Source organism: Paenibacillus sp. FSL L8-0340 (genome assembly GCF_038593145.1).
In the GTDB taxonomy this organism is placed as follows: domain Bacteria; phylum Bacillota; class Bacilli; order Paenibacillales; family Paenibacillaceae; genus Paenibacillus_AQ.
Window position 1 is genome coordinate 1,022,308 of sequence record NZ_CP151967.1, and the last position, 20,499, is coordinate 1,042,806.

Here is a 20,499-nt window from a genome sequence, read left to right on the forward strand (position 1 = left end):
CATATTGTACCACAATATACCATCTAGTTTAAAAACGGATAACTATAGGAGGAAAAACGATGATTGAAGTAGCAGCGGCCATTATTCATAATAAAGAAGGGCAGATATTGATTGCCCGCAGGCGGCAGGGCAAGCCGCAGGCCGGACTGTGGGAATTTCCCGGCGGCAAGCTGGAGGCCGGCGAAGATGTCCCGCAGTGTCTGCGGAGAGAGCTGATGGAGGAGTTGAATATCACCATACGTCCCACCGGGGCTTACGGGGTCAATGAACATAACTATGGCAGTGTGCAGATCCTGCTGATTGCCTGGAAAGCGGAGTTTCTGGAAGGGGAGATCATTCTCAGTGATCATGATGAGTACAGTTGGGTGCTGCCTGCTGAACTCGAGAGTTTTGTTTTTGCTCCGGCTGATGTTCCTTTTGTAGAAAGATTGCTGGAAGAGTCCTAGCCGATATATAAACTTAAAGGAGCTGTTTGATTTTGGCTGAATATCCGAAGCTTGTGCGTGACGGCATTCCGGGGCTGATAGCTTCTCAGGGGCGAGCCTGTACTTCCCGAATACTGGAACCCGAAGAATACATAGAATATTTGCGCGCGAAGTTGCGCGAAGAAACGGCGGAGTACTTCAAGGCCGAGAGCGATGAGCATGCTCTGGAGGAGCTGGCCGATATGCTGGAGGTCATCCGCGCTTTGGCACAAACTCATGGAGCGGACAGCGAAGTGCTGGAGAACATTCGTGCAGAGAAGGCGGAGCGCCGCGGAGCATTTAAGGAACGGATTTTGCTGCTGCAGCTGGAGGAAGCACACTAGCGGACAATGAGGGAGTTGCCGCATGATTTTTGGTGAGGAGGTACATCCCATGTTCAAAAAGAAAGTGACTTTTACGCTATGCATTATTTCGGCAATTATACCCATTGTGTTATACATCTACCTTTACCCGCGGATGCCGGATTTTGTGCCAATTCACTATGATGGGGATGTAGTTGACCGGTTTGTAGACAAAGGGAGCTACGAGGTGCTGTTGATCAGTTTGTTCGGCTGGTGCGGTTTTGTGTTTATCCGGCTATTGCATTGGCTGCTGCGAAAAGTGTTCATGCGCAGCTATATTGAGAATCTCGCTGTTGTGCACCGGACCTGGAATGCGGCAACGCTGCTTGTGACAGTAGGGTGCTCCGCGACCAGTATATGTGCGCTGCTTGCTATGGCATAGGCGCAACCCTAACTCTTTTACAGGAGAGGCGCAGTTTGATAGAATCAAAGGGACTAGCAATAGTCCCAAGGAGGAGGTATTAGTGTCATTGGATAACGCTTACAAAGTAAAATGGGGCATTCTCAGCACGGGCTGGATTGCCCACCAGTTTGCTACAGACCTGGCTCATGCCAGTAACGGGACCGCTTATGCTGTGGGATCACGTACGCAGGAAAGCGCTGATGAATTCGCCAAAAATCACGGCATCCCGGTGGCCTATGCCACTTACGAAGATTTGGTGAGCGATCCGGAAGTGGACGCCATCTATATTGGCACACCTCATCCGTTCCATAAGGATAATGTGCTGCTTGCGCTGCGCGCCGGCAAGGCCGTGCTGTGCGAGAAACCGTTCACCGTGAACAGCAGCGAATTGGAAGAAATTGTGGCGTATGCCCGCGAGCAGAAGCTATTCCTGATGGAGGCTATGTGGAGCCGTTACATTCCTGCGAACGTCAAGGTCAGAGAATGGCTATCTTCCGGAAGGATCGGTGATGTTCGTCTGGTGAAGGCAGATCTCGGCTTTCGTTCCAACTGGAATCCGGAGGGACGTCTGCTGAACCCGGTGCTCGGCGGCGGTGCGCTGTTGGATGTCGGCATCTATCCGATTTCATTTGCTTCAATGGTCTTTGGGCCTCATCCAGAAACCATCTCCAGCACCGTACATATTGGTGATACCGGGGTGGATGAGCATTTCTCGCTGCTGCTGTCCTATGGCGACGGCAAAAGTGCTTCGCTGAATGGCGGTATCCGTCTCAAGATGGTGGAGGAAGCCCATGTATTCGGGACAGAAGGCTATATCCTTGTCAAAGGAACACTGGTGAATCCTAAGTCAGCTGAGCTTTACATCGGCGGTGAGCTGGTCGAGACCTTTGAGGATGACCGTACCTCGATCGGATATTCCTTTGAAGCCGAGGAAGTGGGACGTTGTCTCCAGGCGGGACTTACGGAAAGCCCGGTGATGACCCTCGATGAGTCCGTAGCCATCATGAAGCTGCTGGATCAGGTTCGTGGACAATGGGGACTTAAGTATCCTGGTGAATAAGAGAATCAATACTGTTATAACAGATTGGCGGCCCCCGGAGAATGTTCACATCACTCCGGGGGCCGCTGTATATCGGGAGGCGGATAGGATCTTCCCTATATACGGAAAGATTATCGGCAAATATACTTTTTGACATCCCGCACCTTCAGTACCTTCACATTTCCCTTGAGCAAAGATCTATCACTTATTATCCACGTATGATCTTTGGAGTCCCTTCTGCGGATCGCCAAGAAATTGTAAGGACTTCCCGCGTAGATTTTAAACCCTTTGCTGAGGCAGCGGGAGCAGAATTTCACGCATTCATTCCGGTTTAGATCTGGAAAATCCACCTGCTCCAAAACAGCACGCTTGATGAGTAAAGTTGCCCCTTGTACTAGAGAAACATATTGATCAGCCCGTTTGGGATAACGGAGCAGGAGCAGTTTTTTACCGTTCAGGTACATGAAGTGGGCGCGTTTGCCGACAATATCGGCATGGGTATCCACCATGCTGCGGCGGCTGCCGGACAGATAGCCAGGGGCGTAATAATCATCATCGTCAAATTTGGCAATCAGCCCGTATCTGGCCATTTTCACGCCATAATTCAGGCAGGAGCCCAGCGAGACATGCCCGGGCAGGCTATACACCCTCACATTAGGATATGGCAACGCGGCCCTGATATAATCGCTTAGCTTCAGGCTTGGATGATTCAAGATCACGATCAGCTCTTTATTCCTGTAATTCTGTCTGTCGTAATTGTGGAAAAGGGTGTCCATATTTTGTCTCCGTCTGGTGCACGTAATGATCGAAACCGCATCCTTCTCGTAAGCAAGATATGGGGAAATCATGAGCGGATATCCTTGGGCTTTTTCTGCACAAACTTTTTGTAATTCTTTACAGACGGAATTGTTTTATGATGAGCAATCAGTTCTTTATCGCTGATGATCCAGGTATGATTGGAGGAGTTTTTCCGGCGGATGGCGACAAAGTTGTATTTACCTGCGGAATACACCTTATAGCCCATTTTTTTGCTCCTGATGCAAAATAGATCGTCTTCCCCAACGTTTCGATCCGGAAATTTCACTTTGCTTAATACGTTGCGCTTAATCAAAAGAGTAGCTCCCGGGAGTTTGCTTACGGGCCGGTTCTCATCATGTGGAAAACGGAGAATCAGTGTTTTGGAGCCCTGCAGATACATATAATGCGACCGCTTGCCAATTACGTCGGCTTTTGTTCTGCGCAAGGCCTGCAAACTATCCGTCAAATAATAGGGGGCGTAATAATCATCATCATCAAATTTGGCAATATAGCTGTATTTCGCCTTCCGCACAGCGAAGTTTAGACAAGCGCCGAGAGAGGTAGAGGCAGGGATCCGAAAAATGTGTACATTGCGGAGCTTTTTGGCCTGCTTATAGTAGGAATCAAGCGGAATCTTATTGTTGTTCACGATGATGATAAGTTCTTTTGTCCGGTATTTCTGTCTATTGAAATTATTAAACAAGTTACGCAAATAACCTTGGCGGTTCGTGCAGGTGATAATGGAAACTCCCTGCTTGTTTAAAGAGCCTGCGGCACCGGCTTCCATTACATCGCTCCCTTTATCCGTGATCTTCCTTTACTATATATATGTGCACGGACAATGGCGGTAACGGCAGATGACGCGACAATGTACAGCCTATTAGGCATAACGTTAATATTTAGGAAATCATGCAAAGGAGGTACTGCTATGGGATTAGATATGGATCGTTATCAAGGCTGTCTGCAAGGGTTGGCGGTTGGAGATGCACTGGGGACCACAGTGGAATTCAAGGCCCCCGGCACGTTTGTGCCTATGGAGGATATCATGGGGGGCGGCGTGTTTGAACTGCTGCCCGGACAATGGACAGACGATACTTCGATGGCGCTCTGCCTGGCGGAAAGTCTGCTGGCGAAGCAGGGCTTTGACGCTGCTGACCAGATGCAGCGTTATACAGAGTGGTTCCGCAAGGGTTATCTGAGCAGCACGGGGGAATGCTTCGATATTGGCAACGCTACGCGCGCGGCACTGCAGCATTTCGAGGACACGGGTGAAGCTTACAGCGGATCGGAGGATCCCCGTTCAGCCGGGAACGGCTCGATCATGCGGCTTGCTCCGGTGGTCATGTACTATGCGCAGCATCCGGCAGATGCCATAGACTTTGCGGCACACAGTTCAAGGACAACCCATGCCGCAGGGGAGTGTCTGAGTGCATGCCGCTTGATGGCCGCCTACATCCTCGCCGGGCTGCATGGCTGGCGCAAGGAAGAAATGCTGGCCCCTGATGCATTTGCCGAATGGCTTCAGCAGGACCTGCTGACACCGCATCTTGCCGACATTTATTCCGGTTCTTATAAGCGGAAGGAACCTCCGCAGATTCAAGGTACAGGTTATGTCGTTGAATCGCTGGAAGCGGCACTGTGGGCTTTTCACAAATCGGCAAGCTTCGCCGAAGGTGCACTGCTCGCCGTCAATCTGGGGAATGACGCCGATACTACCGGCGCAGTCTACGGCCAAATTGCCGGAGCCTATTATGGTCTAAGCGGCATCCCGGCGGGCTGGACCGGCAAGCTGGCGATGCAGGCGCTGATTAGCGGCTACGCCGGGCGGCTGTTTACAGAGCGCACGGGGAGATAAGCGGGATGGCAGGAAGTAGGGGAGCCTTTGGCGTGGAAAAACGCCCCCCTGTCAGAAGAGCAGGGGGGCATACGCATACCTATCGGCATGGGTACTAGACTAATTGGTCAATCTGGCTGCCTGGAGGGACTTTTTCCTTATTTGCTTCTGCGTAGATCTGTATTTCCGGTGTGGATAAAGCGCCTTCGGTTGCCGGATTCTTCTTGTCTTGCACATCTGCAGGAGATTCGTTCGGACTAACTGGCGAAGGGGCTGATTGTACAGCTTCTGTCATTTTATCCTGGGCGCTTTTAGCAATGTTCATGAGTTTCTGATCCAGATTGGAAGCTCTTTGGAATAGTCTTGCAGACTTCACAGGGTTACTGTTTTCCAAGGATTTCGCTTCAGTACGCAAAGTGATTTGCGCCATTCTCACAGAACCGCTTTGCTTTAAATCATTATGGGCGGATATAACGCCGTTCAAGGTGTACGTTGTATAGGCAAGCTGCTGTTCCTCAGGCGTTTGTTTGTCCGGGCTCCACGATTTTTGGGAAAGCTCCTCCTCCTTCTTTTGTTTAGTGTCTTCATCCAAACCCTGTGTCTTGCGCTGGTTTTCGAGAGAATTTATTCGAATTTGCTCGTCCAGCTGCTGAATTTGCTCATCCAGGGAAGCGAGCTCGGCCTGAACCGCTTCGGGACTATCCCCTCTTTTAAGGGCGTTGCCCACATACTCGGAACGTCTGTCGATCAGGGACTGCTTTTGCTCGTTCAATTGATTAATTAGCTTTGTCTGCGGATTTGCTGGAATCTTCATGTCTGGACCGGGCTTCTGTTCTGCCCCCTTTCGCTCTAGCCGACCGTGATCGACTAATGGAAGGGGCGAACGCTGAATAGAACGCGATACATTCATACGGAACCTCCAATTTGTAGATGTATATACTAAATAAAGTTAAAGATATGTATATATATCGGTCTTATCAGCTGTTTTGTTAATTAGTAAAGGGGGCTTATAATGAAAGTAGCAGTTCAGGAATAATAGGAATCATAATGGCTTAAGCAGGGGATGAGAGGGCATAAAGTGAAAACAATATTGCTGAAGTATCTGACCAGATTCACATCTCTTAATGAAGAAGAGCAACAGGCAATTGTTGAGGAAATTCATATTGAGGAATACAAAAAAGGGACAACGCTCCTTAGACAAGGAGATGTCCCCACTAAATGTTATTTTGTGATGAAGGGCTGTGTGAGACAGTACTCCATAGATCAGGCGGGAAAAGAGTTCACATCTAATTTCTACACAGAAGAACAAGGCATTTCAAGCTTCAATCGTCATAAACATGATAAGTCATCCGAGTATTCTTTAACATGTCTGGAAGACTCCATATTGGTCGTTGGTGATCTTGATACCGAACAGGACATGTATCATAAACACTCCCAATTGGAGTCCATGACACGCAGGATGGTAGAGGCCAACTTTGGTGAAGTCCAAGAGGAATTCGCTGCATTTATCGGTTCTACACCTGAAGAACGCTACAAGACACTTTTACTGAAACGGCCATATTTAGTCGATCGTGTACCCCAGCATCAGTTGGCGAGTTATCTTGGGGTTACCCCAGAGTCACTAAGCAGAATAAAAAAGCGGATTAATCAGGATAAGCTTTAGGTAGAGATCATGCTTTCTTCGGGACTTTTCCGCCTTTGATCATCAGCCATATTCCAAACCCCAGTTCTCCAACAATCATTGGCACATTAAATACAAATTCAAGGATCGTAATGATCTCATTGTATTGTGGAAGAAACGAGTTGCAGAAGTGAATGATAATGTATCCTGCTGCAGCAATCAACAATAAGATGCCAATGACTTTAGGGATGGTGTCAGACCGGAAAGCGACATAACCCACAATCATTAGATGCCCGCCAAAAATGATCAAACCGACTGACCAGATCAATTCAAAAGCTTCCAAGAACAGCATCACATATCCCTGTAGTTGACCGGCTGTAAATAATGATAAATAGTCTGCGCCGCTCGAGAGAAGCATCACTAATAGCAAACTCAGTATGGCAATTCCCAATATAGCCGAATAGATAAGACGGAACCATGCACCGAGCAAGGACAGCTTTTTATCAATGGGCTTCAGGATAAGATAGAACGCCCAGGCAACTACGATGTCACAGATCAGGATGAGAAGCCAGCCAAAGATTTCAGCCCTGAAAAGCATATTGGATGACCTGAGATTGTTCAATGTAGCACTGGGATCGCCTTGTACAACCAGACTTCCATGAACATAACCATAGGAAAAATATGCTGCAATCGCCATGATGATAAGTGATATGCCGGCAGTTAGTGCTGTTTTCCGCAGTTCCAATCCTTCTTTAACTGGGGTAGTCATAATTTAACCTCCTTGTTTACATTGTTAATTTCATTGTAAACGGCTAATTATGACGGAGCATTGACTTAAATCAAGAGCTTAATGGAACTGCCTAATCACAACATTTTTAAAGACCGCGGTTCCGCCTTCTGAGAATAAGGTTACGCCTTGATCATTTAATTCCGGGAAAATGAGACTGGAATGCACGATGATACCCTCATCAATAAAGACTTCGACGCTTGTCTTATCGACAAAAATTTTCAGATGAACCTTCTTCTGGCTGGCATCGAATGGAGACGTGCTTTCCAGATATTGTCCACTCGTGTCAGGATTTCCTGTATAAGCCCGATTGACGTAGGTGTAACCGCCCTCTACAGAAACTCCGACATCTGCATGACGGCTTTTATCGGTGGATTCCCGGAGTCTAAATCCTATATTGTTGAGCTCAGACCAGGAAATACCGGCCTCAAGCTCATACGAGTTTCCTGTGAACGGAAGGGTTGTAGAGCCATTTACTTGAATTTCTTTATAGGAGACGGTTGAATCCGCCGCCTTACTTAGAGCTTCAAGCGGTTGCGAGGCCAGATGATAAGTCCCGTCGCCAGTCAGTTTGAGTTCAATTTGACGAACAATAGAGTCCATTCCGTTAAATCCTTCGTGCAGCGTCGGCGTATTATGGGGATATTCCCAATTGTTCATCCAGGCTAAAGCATAACGGTGAGCAGGGGGACCGCTGTTAGTCCCGTCTTCAAAGGTTACAGCGCCATACCAATCAAAGCCATAGTCCAGCCACTGCGGTTCCTGCCGATCAGGGACAAATGTCTTTCCGTCAAAAGCTCCTGTCCAGTAAGCGTAGGTGTTCGGCTTCCCTGATGATTTCCCGTTGGCGCTGGCCCCAAGCACCCATTTAGAGGTCCCGTCGTCCGCAAGCATTACGTAGAGATCGGGACATTCCACAAGCCCGATATTCTCCGTTACAAAACCGCTTGTATAGTGCCAGTCTATTAAGTTGGGAGACTCGTAAAAACCTATTTTTGTACCTTCTGCCAAAGTCATGATCCATTTGCGGGAATGCTCATTCCACATGATTTTCGGGTCTCTAAAATCAGCAGTCCCCGGATTCGGCAGAACAGGAGTGTTGCTGTAAGCCTTAAATGATTTTCCCCGGTCGGTGCTATACCATAAATACTGCTCTTGTTCTCCCCCTTCGGCGGAGGGTTGTGTCACAATCGCGACAAGTGCGCCTTTTCCGAAACCTGAGGTTCCTGCCTCGTCCACAACAACCGAACCTGACCAGACATCGCCATTCGGATTACTATATTTGGGAATGGCGATGCCTTCGTCCTTCCAATACACCAGATCTGTGGATGTGGCATGCCGCCATTCCGTGCCATTCCCACTCGGATAATCACCGTTATACAAATAATAGTAATGGTAGGCTCCATCGTAATAAATGGGCCTTTGCGGGTCGTTTTTCCACTTGTCTGGCGTTGTGAAATGATAGCTGGCCCGTAAGGCTGGTTTTGGATCAGAATCCTCGTCTTGCTTCAGCGGATTGCTTTTTGCCCAATAATAACCCGCTAATCCCAGAGTGATCACAAAGCTTAAACCAATGATCCCTATAACGAGCTGTCGGGTAAACGTCCGCTTATGGCTGCTCAAATGGATACCTCTTAGTTAACCGTTAATTGTCCTTGTTCCAGAACGCTGTCTTTAACTACTGAGGTCTTCGAGCCTTTAATGTTCAACAGGAAGCTTGGGGCGAAAGTGGACTGCTGGTCCTCATACAAACCTCTGTTAGTCATATAGCTTGTGATTACCACGTTATTTCCTTTCGCTTGCGGGATCGCGAAGTGAGAGTAAGTCCAGGTAACATCACTAGGATCAAGGTCCATATGCAGCACAAGCCCGCTTTTGTTCAACGGTTGGTAAGGACCCGTCAATGAATCTGCTACATAACCGAGCATATATACATCATTAGCGCCGATTCCATCAATGGTCATTTTGGAGCCTCTGGAATCGGTGAACAAATACCATTTGTTATTCATTTCAAATACGTTCGCGCGTTCAATTTCATCCGTTACGGTATTGGAGGCAATCAGCGGCTTCATCACTTTTTTGAGCGAGTAATCATCATTCAACTCAATAATACCCAGTGCGCCGTTCGCTAAGGTCGCAAGAGATTTCTTAGGACTGGACAACAATTTATTTTTTTCAGCTTCGAAGAAGGGTTTGTTGCCTCCATAATAAGTTCTGATGTCTAGCGATTGTTCTCCCTGATAACCCGTTTCCGTTCCGGTATTGGCTTCAAAAACAAGATATTTATGACCGTTATCTTCCACATAGTGTGGGTCTCTTAACGTGTGGTTATCGTCATAGTTACCTTCACCGAATGCTTGATCCACATTTTGATAGAACTTGCTGTCTCCGTCAAAGATTGATTTGAGATCTTCCACGCCATCCACTTTCAGCGTATCCGCATCGGGCTTAGACACATTCACTTGAGCAGTCGTCAAGGTTTGCTTGCCGAAAAAGTTATTCGCCGGATCCCAGCCTTGGCGGTTGGTATAGAACAAGCGGACTTTGCCTTCCTTGGTCAAGGTTGCTGAACCGGACCATTCTTCGGCTTGGTTATTTAGAATCGGATCGTTTGAAACGTATTTATCACTATTTTTAAATACTCTGCCGGCATTTTTCCAGCTATCAATCGAGGTGTCGCCTACTTTTTGATAGAACATGTATACAAAGGTGTCCCATCCTTTTTCAGGATCTCCCGCTAAAGCGAACACGATATGATAGCCATTATATTCGGCAACGGTTCCGTCTGCGTTCTGAAGCGGCCAGCTGTCCCAAACATCCAGATCAAGGGCATTGCCAGACTCATCCACTATTTTTGCAGTAGGAATGTTTTTGATGGTGGAAGCATCAAACGAAGGGATTTGAAAATTCTCGCTTTTTTGTTGCTCCGGTATTTTCATCATGTCAGCGCGGGTAATGTGGGAAAAACCAAAGTCTTCTTTGTAATTCTTGCTGTTATCTTCTTTGGCCAAAGCTGAAGCCCCGCCACCTGTAAGTAAAGCTGCTGTAAAGGTTACTGCTGTTGCTTGTCTTACCATCTTTTTGATATTCATTCTCCCGGTCTCCTTTTGGTTGCGAATTTTTGTTGTTTTTAAACAGAAAAAAAGACCTAAAAATACCATTGGGGATACGTAAAACGCATCGATTCCCAAACGGATTTTTAGGTCTTGCCTGCTTAACAGTAACAATCCCGACATATTTTGTTGTCGCGTTAATTCTATAATTTTATAACGGAAAATGGCTATAGACTGAAACTCCTATTTTTTCGAGGATAATACTAGGGGTATTTGATATTGTTTCGATATCAAGAGTCTAAAGTCCTATATTATTTGATTTCGATATATTACCATTCGTCGACCGTGTACAGATCCGATCAATTTCCATGGCGATAAATACCAGCTGGCTGTCGATGAAAGTATACCCGTAATCTTCTTCAACCTGATCGCCAACCTCCCTGGCCTGCAAGTAGGCCCGGGCGTAACGTTCTTTGGCAATTCGTACAATTTCAGGGTTCAACTCATTGAGAAGCTTGCCGGTTTCATCGGATTTCAGAATGTTCTCAAGCTGTGTCACCAGACGCTCGTAATTGGCGGAGCCTCGCTTAAGCGTAACGCGGGCAGCCTGTTCCACACCTTCAGCAATATCACGGATCATTGCCGCCATTTCGGCATCTGTTCCGTGAGCTCCGGCGTTTTTCCAGGCAGTATGGATATGCATGGCGATGTATCCGACCTCGTCCTCGGGAATTTCGACCTGCAGGGTTTCATGGATAATGTTTTTAGCCTGTTGTCCAATCTGGAACTCTCTCGGATATAAAATGCGGATTTCATCCAGCAGCGTATTCTGGATCATCGTTCCTTTCGCGATCCGCTCCAAAGCGAAGGAGAGGTGATCTGTCAGTGCAATATGAATATGCTCATTAAACGTCACTTCCAGTTCACGTTCAGCATACGAAATAATTTGTTCGGACGCGGTAATCTCTTCTTCAGGCAGTGTCCGCAGCATTTCCTGCAAATGGCCGTATTGATCCGGGTCATCCATAATGAACACTTTTTCAATAAGGGACGGATCTATAATATCGTTTTTCCCTTTTTGAAAAGCAATACCGGAACCCATGACAATCTTTTCCGCTCCAAGGTCGTTTACCACAACCGCGTTGTTGTTCAGAATTTTTTTGATTTTCATGTTATTCTCCTATGCTTGTTTGTTCCTTAAGAAGTCGCTTGTCAACCCCAAGAATCCAGGTGGCTGTAAAGGCTGTTATTGCTGCCAGTAGAAAACCAATCAAATAATGGATAAGATTCAGCTGCCCGAGCTGGACGGTAAAGGCGATCATTGGAATCCCGGTTAAGCCGAACGAATCAGCTGCGACCTGATAATAAGCTACATAAGCCCCTCCGGCGGCACCTCCCAAAGCAGCGCCCAGGAAAGGGCGGCCAAGCTTCAGGTTGACGCCGAAGGTGACCGGTTCGGTGATGCCGAGAAAGGCGGTGATTGACGCGGGCAGGGCTATTTTTTTCAATGCTTTGTCACGGGTTCTGGCATACACGGCCAGTCCGGCCGCAGCTTGGCCGATATTCGCCATAGACCAGATGGGAAGCAGGAAATTGACGCCGACCTCCGGATTGGTGATCAATCCGATTTCAATTGCCTGAATGCCATGATGCAGACCGCTCACGACAACAGAACTGTAGATTCCGCCAAGCAGCAGACCGAACAACGAACTGCCGTATCTGAACACCACTTCCAGCAAGCTGCTAAGAGAGCTGCTCAGTTCGTAGGTGAGTGGACCAATGACCAGAATCGCAATGCTGCCCCCGGCGGCAAGGCTTAAAAAGGGGATCAGCATAACTGCAGTCGATGGCGGAAGGAGCCGGCGCAGCCACTTCTCAATTAGACTCATTAGCAATACCGCAAGAATCGTAGGAATTACGGCTCCTGGATACCCGAACTGCGGCGTTAATAATAAATTCCCGGAACGTATCGGTGCTCCTCCGAATCCGGTGACCTGCAATAGATCAGGACGGGTCATGACAACGCCGATTGCAGCACCGAGCGCAGGGGTGCCTCCAAACCGCTTGGCCGTGTGATAACCGAACATCACAGCCAAAATCTGAAATGCCGAACCTGTCAATAATGACAGGGTTCGGAACGGGACACTCTCCGGCTGCGCCCAGCCGAAGGCTTCCATCATACTAAGCAGGCCCAGCAGCAGGCCGACCCCGACAAAGAGTGGAATCATGGGCACGACGATATCGGAAAAAAAGCTTACCGCATCGACAATCTGTCTGAACGCACAAGGAAGTAGAGCCCGCTTGGACCCGGAAGTGCTATCCGGGCTTATGGATTCAGAGGGTCCGGCAGACTGAACCTCTTCCTGCTGTGTTGGCCCGCCGTCTTGAAGGATGCGGACAACCTGGCGGTGCACCTTGAAGACGTTGGCCGAGCCCAGTATAATTTGCAGCTGTTCGGCTCGAAAGAACACGCCCTGAACCTCCTGCATGCCGGAAAGGCCGGCTTCGTCCACTAGGGAACTGTCCCGCAGTCTAAGGCGCAGCCGGGTTGTACAGTGGATGGCTTCTAATACATTGCCGAATCCTCCAGACAGCCTAATCAGATGTTCAGCCAGTTCCCTTGCCGAACCGCGGGCCTCCTTCGCAGTCTCTCCAGCCTGTTCCGGGCGAATATTCCCTTGCGTCATTACTGTGCCTCCCAACCATTTTGTTCAGCCGCTATCTTAGGAATCTAATTGTGACAATGATCGATTCTAAAATCAATGGTCAGGAATTACCACCTTATCAAGTAAAAACAGGTATTCCGCCTTAGTTTCCAGAACAAAAGGATATAACTTTAGCAGCCCGAATACGTTTCAGCACATGAATAGGGCTCCCTGCTATCAGCGCTGCTTCTCCATACACTGCTCCCGCCACCTCATAAGCCAATCATGCTGCTCCTCGCAAAATTCGATGGTACGTCCGGATAGCACCCTTAAGAGATCCGGATAATATGGGGAAAAGGAATTATTATATTACTGCCCGCTTACATTCCCCGTGTTCCCGGCTGCCCATGCAGTGGATGGAAATGTGTCCAGCTATTTATTTTAGCTCCACAGCGAATGCAACCGTGGAGTTGCTTGAAACGGAATAGGTTCCTGCTGCACTCAGTAAGCCAGCGAATTATGTATCCATCACAAACTATGGCGCGGCAGCTCGGTTTTCAATAACAATAGGGTTACCGGAGCGCCTTCAGGTAAGTTCATGAATACTTCCACAAGCTTAACCGTTTCAGGAACGGGAAATAACTGGTGAGCAGTTAAGCTGATGAAAAGGTAGAGCAGATGAGGCTATCCTTTGCAGGGGAAGGTCTCTTCTGCTTGTTGACAGATATCCAGCATCTGGATACGATAGACTGAAATACAGCAATTCGAAAAGAGGCTTATGTATGTCACGAGGTTTTCGTTTCATCAAGTTGAGATAAGAAGACGCCTATCAATTTTTTGATGAATCCTGCAGCCGAGGATTTATTTGATTTGCCGTTTTTCAATCAACTGGTGAGATGGAGGCCTTTTTATGCCCGGATTTAGCGGCAGGGGACAGCTTTGCCTTGTTATATGCAGATGCCCAAGCACCGGACGGCGGATTTTGCCCGTCTGTGGTTTGGGCTGTTTGGTTTGCCCTTATACCTCCGTCTCATCTGATTTCTATTTCTATGGAGGTACACTCGTATGAGAACGAAAGGTTCCTTTACCCATCAAATGCTTGAAATCGCAGCCAGTCGTTACAGTATGAGCAGCGGCCAGCTCCGTTACCTTGGAGGCAGCCAGAATATGGTTTATGAGGCCCAGCAGGATAGCCATGACCGCATATTGAGAATCACTCCAAGCTCTAACCGTTCTAAGAACCTGATCCTCGGGGAGCTGGACTGGATTTTGTTTCTGGCGAATGAAGGGGTTTCTGTCTCTGCACCCCTATTGTCCAGGAACGGTGAATTAGTGGAAGTTATTGAGCAAAGAGATGGATCTTATAGCTGCGTTTGCTTCGAAAAAGCCCGTGGCAGAACAATCAGCTACCCGGAATGTCTTCAAAATCCTCTGCTGTATGAAAAACTGGGGCAACTGACTGGCAAACTGCATGCCTTGTCCAAAAACTATCAGCCACAAGATCCTCAGAACCAAAGACAGGATTGGAGCAGGAATTGGTTCCTGCAAAATATAGACCTGATTCCTTCATCCCAGGCAGGCGTGCGGGAGAGCGGCTTCAAATTACTGGAGACCCTTCGCGGCTTGTCCAAAGACCCCAATTCATACGGACTTATTCATGGGGACATTCATACCGGAAACTTTATGGTGGATGAACATGGGGAAATCACCCTTTCTATTGGATAGCCCAAATCCCGCTATTTCTAATGCTGAGAGAATTGATCGTATATATCGGTGTTTTCCGCAATTACGACGGGGATGAATCCTTCAGCAGCTTAAATAATCAGTGGCTTAAGGACTGGATCGCGGAGAGTAAACAGAGGATTGAACAATCCATTCCCATTGTGGACATTTGGAACAGAGGAGAGAATACGAAATGAAATTGAACAACAAAAAACTTATTATTATTGATGGCATGCCGGGTTCCGGGAAAACGACCTGCGCGACGATGCTTTCGAATCAATTGTCTGCGTGGAATGTATCTAACCGGTGTATTCTGGAGCTTGAAGACAACCATCCTTTGTTCATACAGGGCTACAAATTCAGCTCCTTTGAGGATGATGCACAGGCAGATCTATTCATAGAAGGGCTGCAAGCCCTGTTCAGGGCTTTTGTTCAGGAAAGGCTGGCCAGTACGCAAGATATCACGATTATTGAAAGTGTATTGTTTCAGGATGCCGTTAACTGCGCGTATCATATGGGCATGAATCATGATAAATTGCTCAATTTCTCGTCGGAACTGCAGGAGATAATATCACCACTGCAACCGCTGCTCATCTACTTTTACCAAGTGAATGTTGAAGGGCAATGGCGGTTTATTTGCAGTGTGCGCGGGAACCAATGGGGGCCGGTGGCTCTGCATACGGATGATGATTTTAAGCAAGCCGCTGAGTTGTGGGGCGGGAGCCAGGCGTTTGTAAGAGCAATTGTTGACTCTTGGGACATCCCGAAATTAATTATTGAGAATCAGGATTATTTATGGGATGAATATGCTGACCGCATTAATCAATTTATAAGGGATTACCTAAGTTAGCATTAGCACGTTTCTACCGCGCGGAGGGATCGCGGAACCGGACTCAGTGTTAATGATTTTTTTTCAGGATTTGAGTACAGACCTCAAGGAGCCTTCTCAGGATGAGAGGGCTCCTGCCTTTATGGGGCGGCATGTCTTAACTATGCCGGCTTTGATTGAACTTTATTTTCCTCCAAAAACTGCCTTGTTTCTTCTTGGGATTCAGATGGAAGTAATCCGCGTATCACATTATCCTTTGTATGTATCTCCAGCAACAAACGATTTGTGAACGTATTCAATTTGCCGAATTCGTAATAGCTGATCATTTCCCAAGGGATCACGTCCCCCTCTTGGGAGATACCATATTCTCCGATGTACATAAGCACTCGGTCATGGTTGGCGACAACAGGAAGAACCAGCATAAAAACATAGGAGAACCAGTGATCCTCGATCACATTGCTGACCTTGAACATGTACAACAGCCACAGAACCACAACTGCGCTCGCGTACAGCAGAGTGACCACACGCAATAATTTATGTGGATTAAGTCTGGCTGGATCATAGATGCGAATTTGCCCGGCTGCCGACCGGTTGGCCTTGTATTGTCTATAGCATAGTAGAGAAACCACGGGATGATTACACAATAAGTCAAATTTAGCACCATTATAAATATGGACTGAATCGTCATACTACCGCCCCGTTCATCGGAATCCTGTCTGTTTAAGCTCTGAATTTCCCCATCCAGTCTGTGGCCCAGTCGACCAGAGGTCTTTGTTCTAGCAACCGGATTTCGGCATTGCCGATGTGATGAATCTTGAGATTGATTTCCTGCTCATATTCATTCCCTAACGTGACAAAATCACTGTCATCCACCGCCTGGGTCGAATAAGTGAGCCACTCCCGCCTGCCGTCCACCAGAACTGCGCTGCTCTCGTCTACCATGTGCTTACCGGGGAAATCAGCCCGGGCTTCGGCCAGATGCAGGGATGTATTCCTGTCGTGGCCGACGCCAACCAAAAGGACATAACCATTTAGCTGATAAATTTTGTCCAGTGGCGATCCGGTACCAAAAATATTGCTCAAATCATGGTCCGCCGTAATATAGGCTGCATGTCTGCCTACTGCTGCTATGGAGCGGGCGGGGTGATCCGATCTTTGGGCTCCCGGCCATTTGCGGAGCATTTCAGCCGCGGCACCCATGCCGATGGCCGGAGTAACCTCTTTATCATAGGCAGGCCAATGCTCCCGTATCACGGGCCACCATTCTGCCGGTTCCTGCCAGTGGACGCCTGTTGAAGGATCGAGGTTTTTCCAAGTTTGCGAAGGCATGACCAAAGTGCCATCTTCCCCCACTATCTCCAGCAATGCCCGGATTAAGGTCTCCGCACCTCCCACGACGAAACCCAGCTTGCTTAGCGAGGCATGAACAAACAGGGTTTGCCCTTTTGCCACTCCGCAGCCTTTAAACTGATGGATCAGGTCTTCCTTTGTTAAAATGGCTCTTGTTTCCTGCAGCTCAGTCATAGATAATTCCACCTTTATACAAAAATAACCCCGCATAAGCTGCGGGGTTGTCTCCGGATGCTTCCGGAAAGCAGTGCCCTTGAATTCGGAAATTTACTAAATTATACCACGGAAGTGCCAGCTGGGAACAGCGGCTATTGGGTAAAAGCCAACATGGTAAGTTAAAAGGAATAGATTATTCCATACATTGCCAGGCAGTGGTCTGTATGCTAGAATTATATTACCAAGATTATGAAAAAGGTTCCTATAATCAATTGGAAAGGTGAAATACTATGAGCGATAATGCGATCAAAATTGGTGTCTCCAACAAAGACGGTCAACTCGGTTTCTTGTCTGGAAGAGGCGGTCTCCGGGAGGGTGCGGGCAGGAAAGGCATCGGGGTCACCAAAAAGGTATCCCTGACGTTGCCGGAGGAGCTGTGGAACAAGCTTGAAGCAGATTGTACAGCTACAGCATTATCCCGCTCGGAAATGATCCGGAATATTATTACTGCTTATTATTCATAATCATTCACTACAAGGGACAGGTGAGGGCAATGCTGGTCAATGTGACAAAGGAATCACTGCTTCATGCTCTGCAGCATGTCCTTAAGGCTGTTGTTGCGAATAGCCCAAATCCAATTCTGTCAGGATTACATATTCAGGCTTATGAGAAGGCTCTGGTGTTCACGGCAAGCAATACAAGTATGACCATCCAGTACAGGGTTCCCGAGGATAAGGACTCGATGAATGTGCAAAGAACCGGCGGAATTGTGGTGCCGGCCCGTTATTTAATTGAGATCATCCGCAGGCTTCATGCCGGGTGGATAGCTTTTGAGAGCGAAGAACCTTTTATTCTAAGCATCACTTCAGGCGATTCGCATGTCCGGTTATGCGGTTTGGACCCTGCGGAATTCCCGCCTGTACATTCCCTTTCCACTGATGCTGAGCCTGCGTGTAAGTTTCAAATCCAGAATGACGTATTGCGATCGGCGATAAGACAGGTGTGCGTGGCTGCCTCCACATCCGATTCCAGACCGGTACTGACGGGAGTTTCTTTTGAATTTACCGGGGAATATCTCAACCTGATGGCAACGGACGGAATCCGTTTTGCTTCCCGAACGCTGCATACCGGGTATAACATAAGCAACGGAACGAATGTTATTGTGCCTGCTAAAAATATAAATGAAATCGTAAAGATGCTTAGCGAAGACAATGCTGCAACGGAAATTGCAGTGAGCCGACATCAAATCAGCTTCACGGCAAAAGAGCTGCATGTACAGTCCGTCCTCATTGAGGGGGTCTTCCCCTCAGCCGTAAAAAATGTGATTCCACAATCCTGCAAATCCGAACTGCTCATTGGCCCCTATGGTTTCCTGCAAGCGGTTGAAAGGGTGTCCATACTGGCAGGCGGAAACATCATTCGGCTTACAGCGGCTTCCGGCAAGCTGGTTTTATTATCCGGTACGGCTGACATAGGAGAGGTCCGGGACGAAATTAGCCTGGAAAACATGGAGGGGGATGACTTCACCATTGCGCTGAACGGCAGGTTCTTGCTGGATATCCTGCGCTGCCTGGATAGCGGGAACCTCAGAGTAAGATACACAGGGAAAGAAAGTCCGGTGGTCATCCTGACTTCAGACCCGCTTTCGCCCGCGCTGTTCCTGATCACTCCTGTAAGAACCCATGATTGAGCTGCGTGCATAAACTTCATATCGCTGGCACCTTGACCGTGACGTATACTTCAAGGTTTATGCTTTATCCGCAATCGTTGTGGTTCTGGAAGCCGCAGCAGGAATTCTCTTTATGAAAAGAGACCGCCGGCTGAATTTTGATCAAGAGTACCCGTAAAGAGAATGTAATTAGCAGATAAAACTGAGAAGGCAGGGGGGAGCAGTCATGGAGGGCATGACACGCGGAGAGCTGGCGAAATTATCCGGGGTAAGCATGGCAACCATTCGCTATTACGAGGATAGTGGTATCCTGCCTGTCCCCGGGCGGGTAGCAAATGGTTACCGGATGTATACGGAGGATTATCTGGTGAAGATCAAGTTCATCAGGAATGCCAAATCCATGGGGTATTCGCTGAAAGAAATCCGTGAAGTGCTGGGAATGCTCGGTCAAAAGATGGATGCCGAGACGCTGAAGGAACGGGTCCGCAATAAAATACTGGAAATAGATGAAAGAATTGCCGCAATGCGCTCCATTCAAAGCATGCTTGCAGGCCTGCTTGAGACGTCTCAGGAGGATATCCACAATTATTTGCAGTCGTTTCGCATTCACGATAAGGAATAGTTACTTGGACAGCAGCTCGTCAATCGTCACCGGGAATAATGCTTTCACAATCTCAAGTACAGCTTTGGCATAGTCCTGTATTTCCTTCTGGGCGTCATGCTCCAGCCGCTGATTCAGGAAATGCGCTACGGATTGCAGCGAAGCCGTCCAATACCAGCGGACATAGAGTCCATAGGCAGGCAGAAACAGCCTTGCCTGTTCCGCGCAGATTCCGTCTGCCAGCGCAGCCTCATATTTCTGAATCCCCAACTCCACATAGTTCATGAGCTCCCGGGTATATTTCTCTCCAAGCTCCCAGGCTACGATATCGCCGCTGCCTTGTTTGGAGTTCGCGGGTGCGCTTCGCCATTGCCCGGCAGCAGGGGTATAAAAGGCGGGTTCTTCCGTAATATACCTGCGGCTTGATTCATTCCAGGCCTCCAGGCTGTCACCGGTTCCTTCATAATGGGCCGAACCAATGACGTATTTCCACCACTGTCTGGCGACCATAAGCGGAGCGTAGATTTCATATTGGATCACGGCATGGCGGAAGGGGGAAGTATGTCCTTCTCTGGCCAGAAATTGAATGAGCCGCAGATCTTTTTCCGTGAGTGCATCCGACTGTTTGGCATAGGATACCCGCGCCGCATTAACAACGGTGAGATCGGAACCCATATGATTCACCAGCCGGACATAACCTTTATCGAGAACTTCAATATTCAAGAGCAATTACCTCCAATTTTTTTCTCTTATTCTTATTCCTCTGTGCAGGTGGCATTTCCTGCAAACAAGGCACCCTTAGGGTGTCTTTTGTGTTGCGTTCGAGCGTTATCTTTTAATCTGAAATCACTATAGATACATTCTCCATTGATTTGAAGTCCAAGTTGCTGGTATGGTGAGAATGAGTATGTAAATATATGGAGTGCGAGGATACTCTTCAAATAACGCATGAATCAGGGAGTGGTTCTGGAGGATGTACAAAATAGTGTTTTTTGATGTGGATGGCACGCTCTTAAGTGATGTTGACGGAGGTATGCCGTCCAGCACCAAAGAAGCGCTTGGAACGCTGACTGCAAAAGGAATAAAGGTCGTGGTCTCTACAGGAAGGCCGTACAGTCTGTGCGAAGAGTTCAGAGGGCTTGGTGTCGGAAGAAATATATTGCATG

The 20,499-nt window shown here is 48.0% G+C and carries 23 protein-coding genes and 1 pseudogene; 13 read left to right on the top strand and 11 right to left on the bottom strand.

Features of this window, described 5'->3' with window-relative positions; all coding sequences use genetic code 11:
- Positions 1-59: 59 nt before the first annotated feature.
- The 4 genes from NST07_RS04670 (at position 60) to NST07_RS04685 (ending at position 2,289) form a co-directional block, all read left to right on the top strand.
- The gene (locus tag NST07_RS04670; RefSeq protein WP_341377371.1) at positions 60-446 is read left to right on the top strand and encodes a (deoxy)nucleoside triphosphate pyrophosphohydrolase; all 387 of its coding nucleotides are present in this window, start codon (positions 60-62) and stop codon (positions 444-446) included.
- Between the two features lie 32 nt (positions 447-478).
- The gene (locus NST07_RS04675) at positions 479-808 is read left to right on the top strand and encodes a nucleoside triphosphate pyrophosphohydrolase (RefSeq protein ID WP_341089954.1); all 330 of its coding nucleotides are present in this window, start codon (positions 479-481) and stop codon (positions 806-808) included.
- A gap of 49 nt (positions 809-857) precedes the next feature.
- Positions 858-1,208 (top strand): DUF1648 domain-containing protein, encoded by a 351-nt coding sequence (locus NST07_RS04680; protein WP_341089955.1) that lies wholly within the window; start codon positions 858-860, stop codon positions 1,206-1,208.
- 82 nt (positions 1,209-1,290) lie between these two features.
- Positions 1,291-2,289, top strand: coding sequence for a Gfo/Idh/MocA family oxidoreductase (locus tag NST07_RS04685; protein ID WP_341377372.1), 999 nt, complete (start codon positions 1,291-1,293; stop codon positions 2,287-2,289).
- A 110-nt stretch (positions 2,290-2,399) separates the two neighbouring features.
- Here NST07_RS04685 and NST07_RS04690 read toward each other — a convergent pair whose 3' ends face one another.
- Together NST07_RS04690 and NST07_RS04695 are read right to left on the bottom strand one after the other, a co-directional pair.
- Positions 2,400-3,116, bottom strand: coding sequence for a glycosyltransferase family A protein (locus tag NST07_RS04690; protein ID WP_341089958.1), 717 nt, complete (start codon positions 3,114-3,116; stop codon positions 2,400-2,402).
- Positions 3,113-3,853, bottom strand: a complete 741-nt coding sequence (locus NST07_RS04695; protein ID WP_342481147.1) for a glycosyltransferase — start codon at positions 3,851-3,853, stop codon at positions 3,113-3,115. Before NST07_RS04695 ends, NST07_RS04690 begins: the two co-directional genes overlap by 4 nt.
- A 141-nt stretch (positions 3,854-3,994) precedes the next feature.
- Here NST07_RS04695 and NST07_RS04700 point away from each other — a divergent pair, with 141 nt between their 5' ends.
- Entirely contained in the window at positions 3,995-4,921 is a 927-nt protein-coding gene (locus NST07_RS04700; RefSeq protein ID WP_342481148.1) for an ADP-ribosylglycohydrolase family protein, read from the top strand.
- Between the two features lie 94 nt (positions 4,922-5,015).
- On the opposite strand, the gene NST07_RS04705 is transcribed toward NST07_RS04700, so the two are convergent.
- Complete coding sequence (locus NST07_RS04705; RefSeq protein ID WP_342481149.1) at positions 5,016-5,714, bottom strand: muscle M-line assembly protein unc-89 Uncoordinated protein 89; 699 nt, start codon at positions 5,712-5,714, stop codon at positions 5,016-5,018.
- Positions 5,715-5,978: 264 nt separating this feature from the next.
- On the opposite strand from NST07_RS04705, the gene NST07_RS04710 reads away from it, so the two are divergent.
- A complete protein-coding gene (locus NST07_RS04710; protein WP_341089962.1) occupies positions 5,979-6,563 on the top strand; it encodes a Crp/Fnr family transcriptional regulator in 585 nt (194 codons plus the stop codon).
- Positions 6,564-6,570: 7 nt separating this feature from the next.
- Here NST07_RS04710 and NST07_RS04715 read toward each other — a convergent pair whose 3' ends face one another.
- The 5 genes from NST07_RS04715 to NST07_RS04735 form a co-directional block, all read right to left on the bottom strand.
- Positions 6,571-7,266 carry a DUF4386 domain-containing protein gene (locus NST07_RS04715; RefSeq protein ID WP_341097555.1) on the bottom strand — a complete coding sequence of 232 codons (696 nt, stop codon included), beginning with the start codon at positions 7,264-7,266 and terminating at the stop codon, positions 6,571-6,573.
- A gap of 102 nt (positions 7,267-7,368) precedes the next feature.
- Entirely contained in the window at positions 7,369-8,931 is a 1,563-nt protein-coding gene (locus tag NST07_RS04720; protein ID WP_341377378.1) for a glycoside hydrolase family 32 protein, read from the bottom strand.
- Between the two features lie 11 nt (positions 8,932-8,942).
- Positions 8,943-10,400 carry a glycoside hydrolase family 68 protein gene (locus NST07_RS04725; protein ID WP_341097556.1) on the bottom strand — a complete coding sequence of 486 codons (1,458 nt, stop codon included), beginning with the start codon at positions 10,398-10,400 and terminating at the stop codon, positions 8,943-8,945.
- A gap of 259 nt (positions 10,401-10,659) precedes the next feature.
- Entirely contained in the window at positions 10,660-11,532 is an 873-nt protein-coding gene (locus NST07_RS04730; protein WP_341377379.1) for a PRD domain-containing protein, read from the bottom strand.
- Between the two features lies 1 nt (position 11,533).
- Positions 11,534-13,048, bottom strand: a complete 1,515-nt coding sequence (locus tag NST07_RS04735) for a PTS transporter subunit EIIC (RefSeq protein WP_341377380.1) — start codon at positions 13,046-13,048, stop codon at positions 11,534-11,536.
- 1,023 nt (positions 13,049-14,071) lie between these two features.
- On the opposite strand from NST07_RS04735, the gene NST07_RS04740 reads away from it, so the two are divergent.
- Genes NST07_RS04740 through NST07_RS04750 form a run of 3 tightly spaced genes read left to right on the top strand, consistent with a single transcriptional unit; the run spans position 14,072 to position 15,578 of the window.
- Complete coding sequence (locus tag NST07_RS04740; protein WP_341089966.1) at positions 14,072-14,731, top strand: phosphotransferase; 660 nt, start codon at positions 14,072-14,074, stop codon at positions 14,729-14,731.
- A gap of 20 nt (positions 14,732-14,751) precedes the next feature.
- Entirely contained in the window at positions 14,752-14,925 is a 174-nt protein-coding gene (locus tag NST07_RS04745; RefSeq protein WP_341089968.1) for a hypothetical protein, read from the top strand.
- Positions 14,922-15,578, top strand: a complete 657-nt coding sequence (locus NST07_RS04750; RefSeq protein WP_342481150.1) for a hypothetical protein — start codon at positions 14,922-14,924, stop codon at positions 15,576-15,578. The genes NST07_RS04745 and NST07_RS04750 overlap by 4 nt, the downstream gene beginning before the upstream one ends.
- 140 nt (positions 15,579-15,718) lie before the next feature.
- On the opposite strand, the gene NST07_RS04755 is transcribed toward NST07_RS04750, so the two are convergent.
- Both NST07_RS04755 and NST07_RS04760 read right to left on the bottom strand, forming a co-directional pair.
- Positions 15,719-16,186 carry a hypothetical protein gene (locus tag NST07_RS04755; RefSeq protein ID WP_342481151.1) on the bottom strand — a complete coding sequence of 156 codons (468 nt, stop codon included), beginning with the start codon at positions 16,184-16,186 and terminating at the stop codon, positions 15,719-15,721.
- A 91-nt stretch (positions 16,187-16,277) separates the two neighbouring features.
- Complete coding sequence (locus tag NST07_RS04760; RefSeq protein WP_342481152.1) at positions 16,278-17,081, bottom strand: AAC(3) family N-acetyltransferase; 804 nt, start codon at positions 17,079-17,081, stop codon at positions 16,278-16,280.
- Between the two features lie 272 nt (positions 17,082-17,353).
- Between NST07_RS04760 and NST07_RS04765 the strand changes: the two genes are divergently transcribed.
- The 3 genes from NST07_RS04765 to NST07_RS04775 all read left to right on the top strand — a co-directional run bounded on the left by NST07_RS04765 (position 17,354) and on the right by NST07_RS04775 (position 19,354).
- Positions 17,354-17,587, top strand: coding sequence for a CopG family transcriptional regulator (locus NST07_RS04765; protein ID WP_341089973.1), 234 nt, complete (start codon positions 17,354-17,356; stop codon positions 17,585-17,587).
- 41 nt (positions 17,588-17,628) lie between these two features.
- Positions 17,629-18,753, top strand: a complete 1,125-nt coding sequence (gene dnaN, locus NST07_RS04770; protein ID WP_342481153.1) for a DNA polymerase III subunit beta — start codon at positions 17,629-17,631, stop codon at positions 18,751-18,753.
- Positions 18,754-18,958: 205 nt separating this feature from the next.
- On the top strand, positions 18,959-19,354 hold the full coding sequence (locus tag NST07_RS04775; protein WP_341089977.1) for a MerR family transcriptional regulator: 396 nt from the start codon (positions 18,959-18,961) through the stop codon (positions 19,352-19,354).
- Here NST07_RS04775 and thyX read toward each other — a convergent pair whose 3' ends face one another.
- On the bottom strand, positions 19,355-20,062 hold the full coding sequence (gene thyX / locus NST07_RS04780; protein ID WP_341089978.1) for an FAD-dependent thymidylate synthase: 708 nt from the start codon (positions 20,060-20,062) through the stop codon (positions 19,355-19,357). It lies immediately after the preceding gene.
- A 244-nt stretch (positions 20,063-20,306) separates the two neighbouring features.
- Here thyX and NST07_RS04785 point away from each other — a divergent pair.
- Positions 20,307-20,480 (top strand): annotated as a pseudogene (locus NST07_RS04785) (HAD hydrolase family protein); the annotation flags it as partial.
- Positions 20,481-20,499: the final 19 nt, after the last annotated feature.

What these genes read in the sequence shown, in the direction of transcription:
- NST07_RS04760 (WP_342481152.1), bottom strand. Translation starts at nt 17,081, where the DNA reads ATGACTGAGCTGCAGGAAACAAGAGCCATTTTAACAAAGGAAGACCTG.
- NST07_RS04735 (WP_341377380.1), bottom strand. Translation starts at nt 13,048, where the DNA reads ATGACGCAAGGGAATATTCGCCCGGAACAGGCTGGAGAGACTGCGAAG.
- NST07_RS04695 (WP_342481147.1), bottom strand. Translation starts at nt 3,853, where the DNA reads ATGGAAGCCGGTGCCGCAGGCTCTTTAAACAAGCAGGGAGTTTCCATT.
- NST07_RS04745 (WP_341089968.1), top strand. Translation starts at nt 14,752, where the DNA reads ATGCTGAGAGAATTGATCGTATATATCGGTGTTTTCCGCAATTACGAC.
- NST07_RS04725 (WP_341097556.1), bottom strand. Translation starts at nt 10,400, where the DNA reads ATGAATATCAAAAAGATGGTAAGACAAGCAACAGCAGTAACCTTTACA.
- NST07_RS04680 (WP_341089955.1), top strand. Translation starts at nt 858, where the DNA reads ATGTTCAAAAAGAAAGTGACTTTTACGCTATGCATTATTTCGGCAATT.
- NST07_RS04690 (WP_341089958.1), bottom strand. Translation starts at nt 3,116, where the DNA reads ATGATTTCCCCATATCTTGCTTACGAGAAGGATGCGGTTTCGATCATT.
- NST07_RS04740 (WP_341089966.1), top strand. Translation starts at nt 14,072, where the DNA reads ATGAGAACGAAAGGTTCCTTTACCCATCAAATGCTTGAAATCGCAGCC.
- NST07_RS04730 (WP_341377379.1), bottom strand. Translation starts at nt 11,532, where the DNA reads ATGAAAATCAAAAAAATTCTGAACAACAACGCGGTTGTGGTAAACGAC.
- NST07_RS04670 (WP_341377371.1), top strand. Translation starts at nt 60, where the DNA reads ATGATTGAAGTAGCAGCGGCCATTATTCATAATAAAGAAGGGCAGATA.
- NST07_RS04750 (WP_342481150.1), top strand. Translation starts at nt 14,922, where the DNA reads ATGAAATTGAACAACAAAAAACTTATTATTATTGATGGCATGCCGGGT.
- NST07_RS04700 (WP_342481148.1), top strand. Translation starts at nt 3,995, where the DNA reads ATGGGATTAGATATGGATCGTTATCAAGGCTGTCTGCAAGGGTTGGCG.
- NST07_RS04705 (WP_342481149.1), bottom strand. Translation starts at nt 5,714, where the DNA reads ATGAAGATTCCAGCAAATCCGCAGACAAAGCTAATTAATCAATTGAAC.
- NST07_RS04765 (WP_341089973.1), top strand. Translation starts at nt 17,354, where the DNA reads ATGAGCGATAATGCGATCAAAATTGGTGTCTCCAACAAAGACGGTCAA.
- NST07_RS04775 (WP_341089977.1), top strand. Translation starts at nt 18,959, where the DNA reads ATGGAGGGCATGACACGCGGAGAGCTGGCGAAATTATCCGGGGTAAGC.